Genomic DNA, 15,793 nt, shown 5'->3' with positions numbered 1-15,793 from the left:
CTATTGTGCCGGCATAAAAGGAGCGTCCCCAAGTGCCGGGTCTCTGGCTTAGGTGGAAAAGGGGCGCCGCGGATAGATCCTGCGGCGCCCCTTTGCGTTGGCGTGTCGCCTAAGCTTTACAGCTCGTAGAGCGTGGTGAACTTGTCCTGCAGGTAGCTGCAGTAGTAACGAGCATCGAATGCCATGCCGCAGGCGCCCTTGATGAGCTCCGGCGCGTCTTTGGCGCGGCCCCACTGCCAAATGTGCTCGCCCAGCCAGGCGCGGACGGGCGCCAGATCACCGCTCGCGCAGGCATCGGTAAGGTCGACGCCGTCGCGGCACATGGCCGGCACAAACATGGCGTCGTAGGCGCTGCCCAGCGCATAGGTGGGGAAGTAGCCAAACGAGCCACCGCTCCAGTGCGTATCCTGCAGGCAGCCGTGCGTGTCGTCGGGAACGGGAATGCCCAGGTACTCGTCCATAAAGCGATTCCAAAGCGCGGGGATGTCCTTGGCCGTGGCCTCGCCGGCAAACAGCATGCGCTCGATCTCGTAGCGCACCATAATATGCAGCGGATAGGTGAGCTCGTCGGCCTCGGTGCGGACCAGCGACGGCTGCGCGATGTTCACGGCGCGGTAGAGCGTGTCTTCGTCCACGCTGCCATAGACCTCGGGCGCGTGGCGGCGCAGTACCTCGAGCAGCGGCCCCATAAAGGCGCGGCTGCGGCCCACGGTGTTCTCGAAGAATCGGCTTTGGCTCTCGTGGATGCCCATAGAGGTGCCGCCCTCCAGGCACGTGCGCGCATAGGCGGGGTTCACGCCCAGCTCGTACATGGCGTGTCCCGCCTCGTGGATGATGCTGTAGACATTGGAGATACAATCGTCCTCGTAGATGTGCGTCGCGATGCGCGCGTCACCCACGGCAAAACCCTCGCTAAACGGGTGCTCGGTAAAGGCAAGCGTGGTGTCGTCCAGGTTCAGGCCGACAAGCTTCATCAGGTCGAAGCTCATGGCACGCTGAGCAGCCTCGGGCACGTGGGCGTGCAAAAAGTCGGCGGCCGGCTGCTGGCCGCGCTCGCCGATGGCGTGCACGAGCGGCACGACCGTGGCCTTGACCTCGTCACAAAATGCATCGAAGCTCTTGGCGGAAAGGCCGCGCTCGTACTGGTCGAGCCAAACGTCGTATGGGTCGCGCTTGGGGTCCATAAGCTCGGCCTGATGCTTGAGCTGGCCCACAATCTTGTCCACATAGGGCTCAAAGCTCGCCCAGTCATTGGCCGTCTTGGCCTTGTGCCACACGGCGTCGGCCTCGCAGGTGAGCCTGGTCCAGGCCTCGGCCTCCTCGGTAGGGACAACGCTCGCTTCGCGCTGGTCGCGGCCGAGCACGCGGATCTCGTCGAGCAGCTGCGGGTCGTCTACATGTCCGCCTGCAACCGTCTCGCGCGCTAACGAGCGTACGAGCTCAACGGATTTCTCGCTGGTCAGCAGCTTGTGATGCTCGCCGGCAAGCGTACCCATGGCGTCGGCACGGGCGGCAGCGCCGTTGGCAGGAGCAATCGTCGCTCCATCGAACTCGGCAATCTTGAGCAGGTACTCGCGAGTCCACAGCTTGCCTTCGAGTTTGCGGAACTTTTTGACGGCCTTGTCGACCTTCATGCCTTTAGGCGTCTTGCCCGCTGCGGGCTTGGCCTTCTTATCGAGTTTCTTTCCCATATCGTATCCTTAATCTCGCAGGCCGAGCACCGCAGGCGGGTGCACGGCCAGTTTGCACAGCTACCTGCTTTGTACCCAGCGCGAACAAAACGGAACGCGGCGATGCGTTCGCGAAATGTGTTATCCTATAGCCCAATGCGTTGACGGAGAGGGTTTTGCCCGCCGTGTCGCCGGCAAGAGAGGGAAGGTCATGGGCTGCAAGCCTTCCTGCGGTGGCAAGGGCCAAGCGTTCACTCCCGAGCAGCGACCTCAACGGGCGCGCGGCCAGTGGCAGCAAAGCCCCAGTAGGGAAGCCGTGAGCCTCGCGACAAGAGGCGCAGAGTGGGCGCGGCGGGCCAGACATCCGCCGGGTCAAACAAGGTGGTACCGCGGAATTTAACCGTCCTTGGGCAATGCACATGCCCGAGGGCGGTTTTTTTTGTTACCGAACCGGGCCGCGCATCCGCAGCATCGGGTGGCGTCAGCCGTCCCGGAGCGCGGATACGCGAGAGACGAAAGGGAAGACATGAGTCTGATTGATGATCTGGTCAAACTCGAGGAAGAGGCCAAGGAGCTCGTCGCAGGCGCCGACGACGCCGCAAAGCTCGAGGCTGCGCGCGTTGAGCTGCTCGGCCGCAAGGGCCGCATCACCGGCCTGATGCGTATGATGGGCAAGCTCGCTCCCGAGGATCGTCCCGTCATGGGCAAGCGCGCCAACGAGATGCGCCAGCTGATCGAGGGCATGCTCGACGAGCGCACCACCGAGATGAAGGCCGCCGCCCTCAAGCACGCACTCGAGCACGAGGCCGTCGACATTACGCTGCCGGGCATCCGTCCGCAAATCGGTCACCAGCACCTGATCAAGCAGATCATCGAGGAGGCCGAGGACATCTTCTGCGGCATCGGCTACACCGTCGAGTCCGGCCCCATGGTCGATACCTCCTACTACAACTTCACCGCGCTCAACGCGCCCATGGATCACCCGAGCCGCTCGGCCCGCGATACCTTCTACGTGGTCGACAACAACCCCGGCAGCGTCGCGCACCCCGAGGCTCACGCCCATGGCGAGTCCGACGTACTGCTGCGCACCCAGACCTCGGGCGTGCAGATCCACACCATGGAGTCGCAAAAGCCGCCCATCTACATGATCTGCCCGGGCACCGTCTATCGTCCCGACACGGCCGACGCCTGCCACCTGCCGCAGTTCAACCAGATCGAGGGCCTGGTCGTCGACGAGGACATCACCTTTGGCGACCTCAAGGGCACGCTCGACTACTTTGTTAAGTGCATGTTTGGCGAGGACCGCAAGACGCGCTACCGCCCGCACTTCTTCCCCTTCACCGAGCCTTCCTGCGAGGTGGACGTGAGCTGCCACGTGTGCGGCGGCAAGGGCTGCAACTTCTGCAAGCACAGCGGCTGGATCGAGATCCTGGGCTGCGGCATGGTCGATCCCAACGTGCTCATCAACTGCGGCATCGACCCCGAGAAGTACACCGGCTTCGCCTTTGGCATTGGCGCCGAGCGCGTCGCGGCCCTGCGCTACGACCTGCCCGACCTCAGAACGCTCATGACGGGCGATATGCGCTTCTTAAATCAGTTCTAGGCCCGGCGGCTTTCCCAAGCACCGCACCTTGCCTTTCAATCGTCGGTTGCGTACCTAAGTACGCGGCCCTCCTCTTTCAAGGCAATCTGCGGCACTTGGAAAACCCGTCTCCGTTGCAGTTTTTGGCTCAAAGCCGCATTTATGAAAGGAGACCAGTTAGATGCGCGTTTCTTACGACTGGCTCAAGACCATGATCGATATTCCGGAAGATCCTAAGACCCTTTCGGACGAGTATATCCGCACCGGCACCGAGGTTGAGGCGATTGACACCGTGGGCGAGTCCTTCGACCACGTGGTGACCGCCAAGGTGCTCACCAAGACCCCGCACCCCGATAGCGACCATATGTATGTGTGCTCGGTTGACGTGGGTGACAAGAACCTCGACGCCGACGGCAATCCCGCCCCGCTGCAGATTGTCTGCGGCGCGCAGAACTTCGAGGCCGGCGACCACATCGTCACGGCCATGATCGGCGCAGTTCTGCCCGGCGACGTCAAGATCAAGAAGAGCAAGCTCCGCGGCGTCGTGTCCATGGGCATGAACTGCTCCGCGCGCGAGCTCGGTCTGGGCGGCGACCACTCCGGCATTATGATTCTGCCTGAGGATACGCCCTGCGGCATGCCGTTTGCCGAGTATGTGGGCTCGAGCGATACCGTGCTCGACTGCGAGATCACGCCCAACCGCCCCGACTGCCTGTCCATGATCGGCATGGCCCGCGAGACCGGTGCCATCTTCGACCGCGATTTTCACGTTGAGCTGCCCGCCATCAAGGCCGAGACCGGCCGCGCGACCGACGACGAGCTTTCGGTCGAGATTGCCGACGAGGGCCTGTGCGACCGCTATGTCGCCCGCATCGTGCGCAACGTGAAGGTCGGCCCGTCGCCCGACTGGATGGTCAAGCGCCTCAACGCCCTGGGCGTGCGTCCGCACAACAACATCGTCGACATCACCAACTACGTGATGATGCTCACCGGTCAGCCGCTGCACGCCTTTGACCTGTCAACCTTTGCCGAGCGCGAGGGCCATCGCCGCGTGGTGGTTCGCGCCGCCCGGCAGGACGAGAAGTTCACGACCCTCGACGGCGAGGAGCGCACGCTCGACGCCGGCATGGGCCTCATCACCGACGGCGAGCGTCCCGTGGCGCTGGCCGGCGTTATGGGCGGCATGGATTCCGAGATCGAGGACGACACCGTCGACGTGATGGTCGAGAGCGCCTGCTTCAACGCCGGCCGCACCTCGCACACCAGCCGCGACCTGTCGCTGATCTCCGATGCCTCCATCCGCTTTGAGCGCCAGGTCGACGAGACCGGCTGCGTGGATGTCGCCAACGTTACCTGCGCGCTCATCGAGCAGATCGCCGGCGGCGAGGTCGCTCCCGGCTACGTCGACGTTTTCCCCGCGCCCAAGACCATCGACAGCATTAAGCTGCGCCTGGCCCGCGTGCACGCCATCTGCGGCGCCGACATCGAGCCCGACTTTATCGAGCGCTCGCTCACCCGCCTGGGCTGCACCGTCGAGCGCGACGGCGAGGACTTTATGGTTACCCCGCCGAGCTTCCGCCCTGACCTGCCGCGCGAGATCGATCTGATCGAGGAGGTCCTGCGCCTGTGGGGCATGGGCCGCGTGACGGCGACCATCCCGGCTGCCAAGAACCACATCGGCGGCCTGACCCGCGAGCAGAAGCTCACCCGCAAGGTTGGCGAGATCCTGCGCGCCTGCGGCCTCAACGAGACCACGACTTTTGGCTTTGCCGCCCCGGGCGACCTGGAGAAGATTGGCATGTCCACCGAGGGCCGCGGCTGCCCCGTGGTGCTCATGAACCCGCTGGTGGCCGAGCAGACCGAGATGCGCCGCTCGCTGCTGCCGGGTCTGCTGCAGTCTGTGGCCTACAACGAGGCCCACGGCACGCCCAACGTGCACCTGTACGAGGTCGGCAGCCTGTTCCACGGCCGCGAGAACGCCAGCCTGCCCAAGGAGACCAAGTCCGTGGCGGGTGTGCTCTCGGGCCAGTGGAGTGAGCAGTCCTGGAACATGAAGTATCGCAAGCTGCGCTTCTTCTTTGGTAAGGGCATTGTCGAGGAGTTGCTCGCTCAGCTGCGCATCGAGAAGGTGCGCTTCCGTCCCGCCGAGGGCGAGGGCTACGCCTTCTTGCAGCCGGGCCGTGCGGCCGAGGTTCTGTCTGGCGGTACCGTGCTGGGCTGGGTCGGCGAGATTCACCCCGAGGCGCGCGAGGCCTGCGGCATAGATGAGGTCGTCGTTGCCTTTGAGCTCGATCTGGACAAGCTGATCAAGGGTGCCCGCAACCAGGAGAACTACCGTGAGTTCTCGCAGTACCCGGCTGTTGAGCACGACCTTGCAATCGTGGTCGACAACTCCGTGACCTGCGAGGACCTCGAGCGCCGTATTACCAGTGCCGGCGGCAAGCTGCTCGAGGGCGTGCGCCTGTTCGATGTCTACCGCGATCCGGTCCGCATTGGCAAGGGCAAGAAGTCCATGGCCTTTGCGCTTACGTATCGCTCCGACGATCACACGCTCACCAGCGAAGAGGTCGAGAAGGCGCACCAGAAGATCGTCACCAAGGTGTGCAAGGGCGTAAACGGCGAGGTCCGCGGCTAAGATCGCTTGCGTCTGTGACGAATGTATTGCAAAACGGCGCACTGCTTTGTTGGCAGTGCGCCGTTTGCTATGATAGCCGGCGGCGTGTTACGAATCTATCAATACGTAACACTATCAAGGTGATTCAAACGGCGCTGCGATTGCGTGCCGACAATCGGGAGGCATACATGCACATTCCAGATAATTATCTGTCCCCGCAGACCGATGCCGTCATGGCGGTGGCGATGGTGCCCGTTTGGGTTCACTGCATCAAGAAGGTGCGCGCCACGCTCGATCGCGAGCACATGGCTTTTCTGGGCATCTGCGCCGCGTTCTCCTTTTTGCTCATGATGTTCAACGTGCCGCTGCCCGGCGGCACCACGGGTCACGCCGTCGGCGGTGCGCTCATCGCACTGCTGCTGGGTCCCGAGGCCGCTGCCATCGCGGTTTCGGTCGCGCTGGCGCTGCAGGCGCTGCTGTTTGGCGACGGCGGCGTTCTGTCGTTTGGCGCCAACTGCTTTAACATGGCCTTTGTGCTGCCGTTTGTCGCTGCTATCGTGTTCGGTGCGCTCAACAGTCGTCTGCACGACAAGAGCTGGGGCACCTCGGTTTCTGCCGTCGTGAGCGGTTGGGTCGGCCTGTGCCTGGCGGCCCTGTGCGCGGCAATCGAGTTTGGTATTCAGCCGATGCTCTTTACCAACGTTTCGGGCGCGCCGCTGTACTGCCCCTTCCCACTGTCCGTGGCTATTCCGGCTATGTTGATTCCGCATATGCTGGTTGCCGGCGTGATCGAGGGCGTGGCGACGGCCGCCATCTACGGTTTCATTAAGAAGACGGCGCCGAGCATTATCGTCGGGCCCGAGGCCGTCGATGGCCAGCTTGCCGCCGATGGTACCGCCAAGAAGACTTCCCTAATCCCCACGCTCATTCTGGTCGCCGTACTTGTATTGGCCACGCCGCTGGGCCTTTTGGCCACGGGTGACGCCTGGGGCGAGTGGGACGCTGAGGGCGCCGCGACCGCCGTTCAGGAGGCTGGTGACGACAGTCTGCAGGCTTCGGTCGGCCTCGATGCTCCGACCTTTGCCGATGCGCTGCCCACGGGCGACTACCTGCAGGTCTATTCCGAGGAGCAGGGCCTTGGCTTTGCCGGCCAGGCCGCGATGTATATCCTTTCGGGCGTGATTGGCGTGGCGGTGCTTACCATCGCATTCCGCCTGGTCTCGCTGACGGTCAAGGAAAGCGGTGCTCATGGCAATAGCCGAGCTGCCTAGCTGGCTTACGGTCGAGCAGCGTTACGAGCCCGTGGGGGCTCGGCATCGTGTGATGCAAAAGAATGTCCTGCACCTGGCGAGCCTGCTTGAGCGGGTTCGCCTGGGTGGAGGTGCGCACGAGGGCGGGTCGATGGTCGACCGCGCCCTTTCTTGCGTTTCGGCTCCGGTGCGCCTGGTGGGGATGTTCGTTTGCGTCCTGTGCGTGTGTCTGACGCAAAGCCCGCTGTATCTCATGTTGATGGCGGCTATCGCGCTGGTGCTCGTTGCCGTGCGCCCTGTACGCGGGCTGCGCGCGACCTTTGTGCCGGCGCTCGGCGCCGCGGGACTCGCAGTGGTTCTGGCGCTGCCTGCTCTGCTGCTGGGCGCTTCTGCCACGGGCGCCATGCTCAAGATCGCGCTCAAGACCTTCATTAATGTGTCGCTGGTACTGGGCGTTTCGTGGACGCTTACCTGGAGCCGCATGTCGGCGGCGCTCAAGATGCTGCATCTGCCCGACGAAGTTATCTTTACGTTTGATATGGCGCTCAAGCATATCGAGGTGCTGGGACTCACGGCGCACGATCTGTGCGAATCGGTCATGCTGCGCAGCGTCGGATCCGCGCCTGCGGGTTTTTCGCGCACCGACTCGCTGGCGGGTATCATGGGCATGACGTTTATCAAGGCGATGGAATGCAGCCGCGCGATGGACGAGGCTATGCTTTGTCGCGGCTTTGCCGGTGCGTATCCGGCGCCCGCGCGCGCCGGGTTTGGCTGGCGCGATGCCGTTTACGCGGCCGTTGTGGCGTTGCTCGTCGTGTTGTGCGCGGTGTTGTAGCGCGGACGGTCGAACTGTCGATGTGAGTAGGGAAGGGCGGCGTTTTGACGATCGATATGAATAATGCGGCGGGCACGAACGGTGCGGGCGCCGAGGTCGCGCCGCTCATCGAGCTACGCGACGTGGTGTTTTCCTATGCGGGGCATACGGTTGTCGATGGTGTGTCGCTGCAGGTCGATCGTGGCGAGCTCGTTGCCCTGCTTGGTCCGAATGGCTGCGGCAAGACGACGATCATGCGCCTTATTAACGGTCTTGAACTCGCGGACGCGGGTGCGTACCTGTTCGACGGGCATGCGGTCGATGCGGCATATCTCAAGGATTCCGCGACGGCCCAGCGGTTCCATCAGCGCGTGGGCTTTGTGTTCCAGAATGCCGATGCGCAGCTCTTTTGCGCCACGGTTGGCGAGGAGGTCGCGTTTGGCCCCGCCCAGATGGGGCTGCCGGCAGACGAGCTCGAGCGCCGCGTGCGCGATGCCATGGGGCTGTTCCAGGTTGCCGACCTTGCCGACGCCTCTCCCTATCAGCTCTCGGGCGGGCAAAAGAAGCGTGTGGCGCTGGCGGCCGTCGTGTCGATGAACCCGGATATCTTGGTCCTTGATGAACCTACCAATGGACTCGACGAAGATTCATGCGACATCGTGGTCAACTTCTTGCTGGCCTACGTCGCGGCGGGTAAGACGGTCTTGATGAGTACGCATCACCAGGATCTGGTGCGACGCCTGGGTGCCCGCGCCATCTATATCGATCGATATCACCATGTGGTCGAGGCGCCTTCGCCGTCGTATGGAACCGAAAGCGGTGCTACGGACTAGTTGCTGCGTAAAGCGTGCGTAGCCGCCTGCGCGGCTTTGCCGTGATGGTATAGTTATCCAGGTTTTTTATGGGGGTGGCTATGCCAAGCTGGAACATTCATATCGCTCAGACGGAGCGTTTGCTGGATCGCACCAGTGTGCTTGCCGATAGTGTGCGCGACCGCAATGCCTTTTTGTTTGGCTGCGTGGTTCCGGATATCTTCGTGGGCTATATGGTCCCTGGCATCGCCGATCCCATCCCGTACCGCATTACGCACTTTGCCAAGCCCGAGCCTATCCCCAAGCCGCGTGAGCAGGAGTTTTGGGACACTTATGTGGCGCCGCTGCTCAAGGGTATGCCGATAGGTGCGCCGGCTGCGGCGACGTCGATTGTCGAGGAACGCGAGCGACTGAACCGCGTGCACTATCCCCAGCGCTACAAGTATGCCGAGCCGGTTGCCGGTCCCGGCGCTAGTGAGTTCTCGCTTGCGTCCGAAGATGTGGCGCAGTCGCTGCTCGATTTAACGCTGGGCGTCTGGTCGCATCTGGTGGCCGACACGGTATGGAACACGCGTGTGAACCAGTATCTGGAGGCGCACGGCGGCAAGCCGTGTGAGGAGTTCCGCATTAAAAAGCAAGGCGACTTTGACTGGTTTGGCAAGACGCTGGGCATTGTTTCGATTCCGCGTGCGACCAATCGCCTGTATACCGCGGCGACGCGTTTTGGGCAGTATCCCATCCATAAGGAGTATGTGCTCAAGACTATCGGCGTCATGCACGAGATTGTACGCGAAAACCCCGGTGAGCCCGATCATCCGCCGTATCGCCTGCTAACCGAGGAATTTTTCGATGCAACGTTTACCGAGGTCATCGAGCTAACCGAGGCAGGCTTTGCCGAGCGCGTAGCCGCTCCCGGCACACCCGCACTGCCCCTGATTGCTAGCTGCTAGCTGGCCGGCCCGGTAGTGAACAGCTCGTCCCAATCGACAAATAGCTTTTGCCGCAGGGCATCTTCGGCGTCGCACTCCTGTTTGGTCTTTGGGGTGTAGGGAAGCCCAGCCTTTTTATGGATGAGCTCGGCTATGTGGTCGAAGCTCTTCTTATCCTTAATCTGGTCATAGGTAAGTTGGATGACGTCGTAGCCCATGCTTGTGAGTGCGGTGGCGCGCTCGGCATCGGAGAGGCTCGCGGCTTCGCTGTCATGAGCGGAGCGGCCTTGGCATTCCAGAATGACACCCATGCTGTCGGTGAAACTTTCGATGAGGATGTCGGCGTAACAGCAGGTTTTGTCATACAGCGAACGTGCGGCTTCGCTGAGCGGGATGCGCGCGTTATTGGTGATGTCTATGCCCAGGCCGCCTTCGTCGCGGGGGAGTGAGATGAGCATGGATGTTTGGACCTCGAAGGGTGAGGCAGTCTGTCCTGTCATGCGTTTGGCGGCCCAACGGAGTTGCTTGACGCCGCGCAGGCCTGCGGCCTGCTTGGCGAACGCGGCGATATCCGCCGCGCTGAGGAGCGGCGCGCGTTTCCACAAATTGGTGCCATTGCCCTTGGTGTCAACAACGCGCTCCCAGCCACAGTCGGGTGGAATGAGCTTAAGGGATATTGCCTCATCAAGTTGCTTTTGCGCACGCTCGCAGGGCGTAAATACTGCAAATGAGCTGCACATCTCATAACACGCCATGAGCAGCTGGTTGCGTGAGACCTGCGTAGCAAGGTTGAGCAGTGTGAACTCGGGCGATGTGACATCAAATCCATGTTCAGTTTGCCTAAACGACCCGGGAGGTGGTTCCTGGGTCAGCAGGCGGCTGCGAAAAAGCTTGCCGTTCGCGCGGCGACCCTTTTCGCCCACGAATCTCCAGACCGGCTTGTCGAGTAGATCCTCAAATACTGGCTGTTTTGAGTAATGCACCAAGCGATGGTCATGGTCGGGCGGCAGGATTGCCGGATAGAGTCCCAGTATCTGGGGCGGGATGCGATAGTACTGGAAAGCCGAGGGTCCGCAAGCGAGAAATGACATAGCAATCCGATCGTTTGAGCGTTGTTTGGGCTAGAAAGGCTATCGGTTTCGGAAGTGCGGGGAAAAAGAGAAGCAGGCAAAGCACAAGGAGTATTTGAGCCAACTTTATCAGGGGTTTTGTTGAAATAAAAGGGCTTGTGCTTGGGGGTGAGCAATTTTTCCCCGCACTTCCGAAAACATAGTCATTTTTGACCTTGCTAAAACGATTTAGCAGCGTCGGTTAAGGTGTGGGTTTGCCACCGGGCGAACACTTTTAGCGCTTGGGACTTTATTATTTGGGCCCTGAAGGGTGGATTTCGCGCTTTTGGTAAAGAAATGAGTGCGTGTTTTGCCGTGTGCAGGTATTGGCACACAGAAAAAGGGCCCGGAAGGCGAAGCCTTCCGGGCCCTTTGCAATGCAAATCTGCTTGCAAGTGCGATTTAGCGCACCTGAGCGACGTAAGCGACGTTGGTCGAGGAAACCTTGTCCTCGAGCTGGACGCTCATGCGGGGATCGCCGGCGGTGGCGACGGTCAGATCGCCGGCCTCGACGTAGCCGAGCTCCTTGGCGGTCTCGATCGCCTTGACGATCGTGCCGTTGACGGTGCCCTGGGTAATCTCTGCCTGGTGCGGGATGACGCCCCAGTACATGATCATCTGCTGGACGGCCCACTCGTGGCGGGAGAACGCGCAGATCGGCATGTTGGGACGGAAGTGTGAGATCAGGCGAGCGGTACGACCGGTGGTCGTCGGCACGGTGATGCACTTGGCGCCAACGGTGGTGGCCATGTTCACAGCGGACATACCCACAACGTTGTTGACGACGCGGGTGCCGTGAGCGTCAGCCGGAACCTCGAGCGGAGCGTGGGCCGGGAGGTACTTCTCGGTCTCGAGAGCGATGCTGGCCTGCATCTTAACGGCCTCGACCGGGTACTTACCGGCAGCGGACTCGCCGGACAGCATGACGGCGTCGGTGCCGTCGTAAATGGCGTTAGCAACGTCGGCAACCTCGGCGCGCGTCGGGCGCGGGTTCTGCTGCATGGAGTCGAGCATCTGCGTAGCGGTGATGACGGGCTTGTAGGCCGCGTTGCACTTGGCGATGATCTCCTTCTGGATGTGGGGAACGAGCTCGGGCTTGATCTCGATGCCCAGGTCGCCACGGGCGACCATGATGCCGTCGGAAGCCTCGAGGATCTCGTCGAAGTTCTCGACGCCAAGGGCGCACTCGATCTTCGGGAAGATCGTCACGTGCTCGCCACCGTTCTCGCGGCAAAGCTTGCGGATGCCACGGACGGACTCGCCGTCACGGATGAAGGAAGCGGCGATGTAGTCGATGTTCTCGGTCAGGCCAAAGAGAATGTCCTGACGATCGCGCTCGGTGATGGCGGGCAGCGAGATGTTGACGTTGGGCATGTTGACGCCCTTGCGCTCGCCGATCAGGCCGTCGTTCTTGACGACGCAGGTCATGTCCTGACCGTCGACGGACTCGACCTCGAGGGCAACCAGGCCGTCGTCAATCAGGATGAGGGAGCCCTTCTCGACCTCGGAGGGCAGAGCCAGGTAGTCGAGGGAGATGTGCTCAGCGGTGCCGTGGAAATCCTCGGACGTGGGCTGAGCGGTGACGACGATCTTGTCGCCGGTCTTGACGGCAACCTTCTTGCCGTCGACCAGAAGGCCGGTGCGGACTTCTGGGCCCTTGGTGTCGAGCAGGATGCCGACGGGCAGACCGAGCTCCTTGGAAATACGACGGACGCGCTCGATGCGACCGTGGTGCTCGTCGTAAGAGCCGTGCGAGAAGTTGAAACGGGCGACGTTCATGCCCGCCTTGATCATCTCGCGGATGGTCTCGTCGCTATCGCAGGCGGGACCCATGGTGCATACAATCTTAGTGCGCTTGTACATTCAGACCTCCATCTGACATCGTCTTGCGCTGATAGATAAACCATAAGAAATAAAACTGAGTTGATTATAACGAAATGACGACCGAATACCCCAAAAAATCGACCGTACGCCGATTTAGAAGTTCATCTTTTAGTCAAAAAAGACTAAAGAAAAACTTTTACCAAGCGGTCTTACCGCTGCTATCTGGGCGATATTTCAGTTTGCCGATGCGCTGAAGAAAAAACGTTTTATCAATCTCGAGCATCACACTGTCTGCACCGTTGCGCCTGTGCCGTGTTTCCAGATGGAATGTTTTGGCTAGACGCGTCGCTTTGGGGTACCATAGCTCCACTATCAACTGCCGCTCAGCACGGCAGCCTTGATGAGCCCTTGCCCTTCTCCTGGGAATTATGATCGGGCATCAATCTGCTGAGTGGCCCGAATCCCAGGAGGGGACTCTATATGCAAAAGGAATACCTGTCCGCCGCGGCGGAGGTGCTCAGCGACCAAGGTGTCGATGAGAACCTCGGCCTGAGCAACGGCGAGGCGTCGTCGCGTCTTGCCAAGACAGGCCCTAACAAGCTTGAGGAAGCCGAGAAAACGCCGCTTTGGAAGCGTTTCTTTGAGCAGATGGCCGACCCCATGGTCATCATGTTGATCGCGGCCGCGGTTATCAGCGCGCTCACGGGCATGGTCAAGGGCGAGCCCGACTTTGCTGATGTCGCCATCATCATGTTCGTCGTTATCGTCAACTCGGTGCTGGGCGTAGTCCAAGAGGCCAAGAGCGAGGAGGCCCTCGAAGCCCTGCAAGAGATGAGCGCGGCGCAGTCCAAGGTACTGCGCGACGGCAAGCTCGTGCACCTGCCGAGCGCCGAGCTCGTGCCCGGTGACGTGATCATGCTCGAGGCGGGCGACTCCGTCCCGGCCGACTGCCGCGTGCTCGAGAGCGCCACGATGAAGATCGAAGAGGCCGCACTCACCGGCGAGTCCGTGCCGGTCGAGAAGCACGCCAACGTGATCGAGCTTGCTGCGGGCACCGATGACGTGCCGCTCGGCGACCGCAAGAACATGTGCTACATGGGCTCCACCGTTGTGTACGGCCGTGGCCGCGCCGTCGTGGTCGGCACCGGTATGAACACCGAGATGGGCAAGATTGCCGGCGCCCTGGCCGAGGCTAAGGAAGAGCTCACGCCGCTGCAGGTGAAGCTCGCCGAGCTCAGCCGCATCCTTACCATCATGGTTATCGTCATCTGCGTCGTCATCTTTGGCGTCGATATCCTCCGCCACGGCGTGGGCAACGTCCTTACCGACCCGACCGCTTTGCTCGACACCTTTATGGTCGCCGTCTCGCTCGCCGTCGCTGCCATCCCCGAGGGCCTGGTCGCCGTTGTGACCATCGTGCTGTCGCTTGGCGTGACCAAGATGGCCAAGCGCCAGGCGATTATCCGCAAGCTTTCTGCCGTCGAGACCCTCGGCTGCACGCAGACCATCTGCTCCGACAAGACCGGTACCCTTACTCAAAACAAGATGACCGTCGTCAAGCACGAGCTTGCTGCGCCTAAGGAGAAGTTCCTGGCCGGTATGGCGCTGTGCTCCGATGCCCAGTGGGACGAGGATTTAGGCGAGGCCGTGGGCGAGCCGACCGAGTGCGCGCTTGTCAACGACGCCGGCAAGGCGGGCCTCACCGGCCTGACTGCCGAGCATCCGCGTGTGGGCGAGGCCCCGTTCGACTCGGGTCGTAAGATGATGTCCGTGGTCGTCGAGACCCTGGACGGCGAGTATGAGCAGTACACCAAGGGCGCGCCCGACGTGGTGATCGGCCTGTGCACCCACATCTACGAGGGCGATAAGGTCGTCCCCCTGACCGAGGAGCGTCGTGCCGAGCTCGTGGCGGCCAACAAAGCCATGGCCGACGAGGCCCTGCGCGTGCTGGCGCTGGCGAGCCGCACCTACACCGAGGTTCCCGCCGACTGCAGTCCCGCTGCGCTCGAGCATGACCTGGTCTTCTGCGGCCTGTCCGGCATGATTGACCCTGTCCGCCCCGAGGTCGCCGACGCCATCCGCGAGGCCCACGATGCCGGTATTCGCACCGTGATGATCACGGGCGACCATATCGATACCGCCGTGGCCATTGCCAAGCAGCTGGGAATCGTCACCGATCGCAGCCATGCCATCACCGGTGCCGACCTCGATCGCATGAGCGACGAGGAGCTCGACGCGCATATCGAGGACTACGGCGTGTACGCCCGCGTCCAGCCCGAGCACAAGACCCGTATCGTAGAGGCTTGGAAGTCGCGCGACCAGATCGTGGCCATGACGGGCGACGGCGTCAACGATGCCCCGTCCATCAAACGCGCCGACATCGGCGTTGGCATGGGCATCACCGGCACCGACGTTACCAAGAACGTTGCCGACATGGTGCTTGCCGACGACAACTTCGCCACCATCATCGGTGCCTGCGAAGAGGGCCGTCGTATCTACGACAACATCCGCAAGGTCATCCAGTTCCTGCTTTCGGCCAACCTTGCCGAGGTCTTCTCGGTGTTCATCGCCACGCTCATCGGCTTTACCATCTTTCAGCCGGTGCAGCTGCTGTGGGTGAACCTGGTCACCGACTGCTTCCCCGCGCTCGCGCTGGGCATGGAGGACGCCGAGGGCGACATCATGAAGCGCAAGCCGCGCAACGCCAAGGACGGCGTCTTTGCCGGCAATATGGGCCTGGACTGCGTGGTCCAGGGCCTGATCATTACCGTGCTGGTGCTGGCGAGCTTCTTTGTGGGCGTGTACTTTGACATGGGCTACATCCACATCGCCGATATGATCGCAGGCAATGCCGACGAGGAAGGCGTGATGATGGCGTTCATCACGCTCAATATGGTCGAGATCTTCCACTGCTTCAATATGCGCAGCCGTCGTGCGTCGCTGTTCACCATGAAGAAGCAGAACAAGTGGCTGTGGGCCTCCGCCGCGCTGGCGCTGGTACTGACGGTGATCGTAACCGTGCAGCCGACGCTTGCCGAGATGTTCTTTGGTCCCGTGACGCTCGAGCTCAAGGGTGTTATCGCCGCGCTGGGCCTTGCCTTCCTGATCATTCCGCTGATGGAGATCTACAAGGCGATCATGCGCGCCGTGGAGAAGGAGTAGGTCGAAAGGCTATCCTTCCCACCGGCC

Annotated in this window: 10 protein-coding genes; 7 read left to right on the top strand and 3 right to left on the bottom strand. The window is 61.7% G+C overall.

Annotated features, from left to right (window positions below):
- Positions 1 to 116: 116 nt before the first annotated feature.
- Entirely contained in the window at positions 117 to 1,691 is a 1,575-nt protein-coding gene (locus DW029_RS04095) for a carboxypeptidase M32 (protein ID WP_118345356.1), read from the bottom strand.
- A gap of 505 nt (positions 1,692 to 2,196) precedes the next feature.
- Between DW029_RS04095 and pheS the strand changes: the two genes are divergently transcribed.
- From pheS to DW029_RS04065, 6 genes are all read left to right on the top strand, one after another.
- Complete coding sequence (gene pheS, locus DW029_RS04090; RefSeq protein ID WP_117794012.1) at positions 2,197 to 3,273, top strand: phenylalanine--tRNA ligase subunit alpha; 1,077 nt, start codon at positions 2,197 to 2,199, stop codon at positions 3,271 to 3,273.
- A gap of 160 nt (positions 3,274 to 3,433) precedes the next feature.
- Positions 3,434 to 5,887, top strand: coding sequence for a phenylalanine--tRNA ligase subunit beta (gene pheT, locus DW029_RS04085; protein WP_118098062.1), 2,454 nt, complete (start codon positions 3,434 to 3,436; stop codon positions 5,885 to 5,887).
- Positions 5,888 to 6,054: 167 nt separating this feature from the next.
- Positions 6,055 to 7,137: a cobalt transporter CbiM gene (gene cbiM, locus DW029_RS04080; RefSeq protein ID WP_117743140.1), complete on the top strand. Its 1,083-nt coding sequence runs from the start codon at positions 6,055 to 6,057 to the stop codon at positions 7,135 to 7,137.
- Positions 7,115 to 7,951: an energy-coupling factor transporter transmembrane protein EcfT gene (locus DW029_RS04075; protein ID WP_118345355.1), complete on the top strand. Its 837-nt coding sequence runs from the start codon at positions 7,115 to 7,117 to the stop codon at positions 7,949 to 7,951. Before cbiM ends, DW029_RS04075 begins: the two co-directional genes overlap by 23 nt.
- 44 nt (positions 7,952 to 7,995) lie before the next feature.
- On the top strand, positions 7,996 to 8,763 hold the full coding sequence (locus tag DW029_RS04070) for an energy-coupling factor ABC transporter ATP-binding protein (protein ID WP_118345354.1): 768 nt from the start codon (positions 7,996 to 7,998) through the stop codon (positions 8,761 to 8,763).
- An 80-nt stretch (positions 8,764 to 8,843) separates the two neighbouring features.
- A complete protein-coding gene (locus tag DW029_RS04065) occupies positions 8,844 to 9,692 on the top strand; it encodes a hypothetical protein (RefSeq protein WP_118345353.1) in 849 nt (282 codons plus the stop codon).
- Here DW029_RS04065 and DW029_RS04060 read toward each other — a convergent pair.
- Entirely contained in the window at positions 9,689 to 10,657 is a 969-nt protein-coding gene (locus DW029_RS04060) for an endonuclease domain-containing protein (RefSeq protein ID WP_233543793.1), read from the bottom strand. The two genes, DW029_RS04065 and DW029_RS04060, sit on opposite strands and share 4 nt — an antisense overlap.
- A gap of 525 nt (positions 10,658 to 11,182) precedes the next feature.
- The gene (gene pyk / locus DW029_RS04055) at positions 11,183 to 12,643 is read right to left on the bottom strand and encodes a pyruvate kinase (protein WP_089572705.1); all 1,461 of its coding nucleotides are present in this window, start codon (positions 12,641 to 12,643) and stop codon (positions 11,183 to 11,185) included.
- 441 nt (positions 12,644 to 13,084) lie between these two features.
- On the opposite strand from pyk, the gene DW029_RS04050 reads away from it, so the two are divergent.
- The gene (locus DW029_RS04050) at positions 13,085 to 15,766 is read left to right on the top strand and encodes a cation-translocating P-type ATPase (RefSeq protein ID WP_118345352.1); all 2,682 of its coding nucleotides are present in this window, start codon (positions 13,085 to 13,087) and stop codon (positions 15,764 to 15,766) included.
- Positions 15,767 to 15,793 lie beyond the last annotated feature (27 nt).

This window comes from Collinsella sp. AF38-3AC (assembly GCF_003474365.1).
Classification (GTDB): Bacteria; Actinomycetota; Coriobacteriia; order Coriobacteriales; family Coriobacteriaceae; genus Collinsella.
The sequence above is the reverse complement of the archived record's forward strand: the minus strand, read 5'-3'. Positions and strand labels throughout refer to the sequence as shown.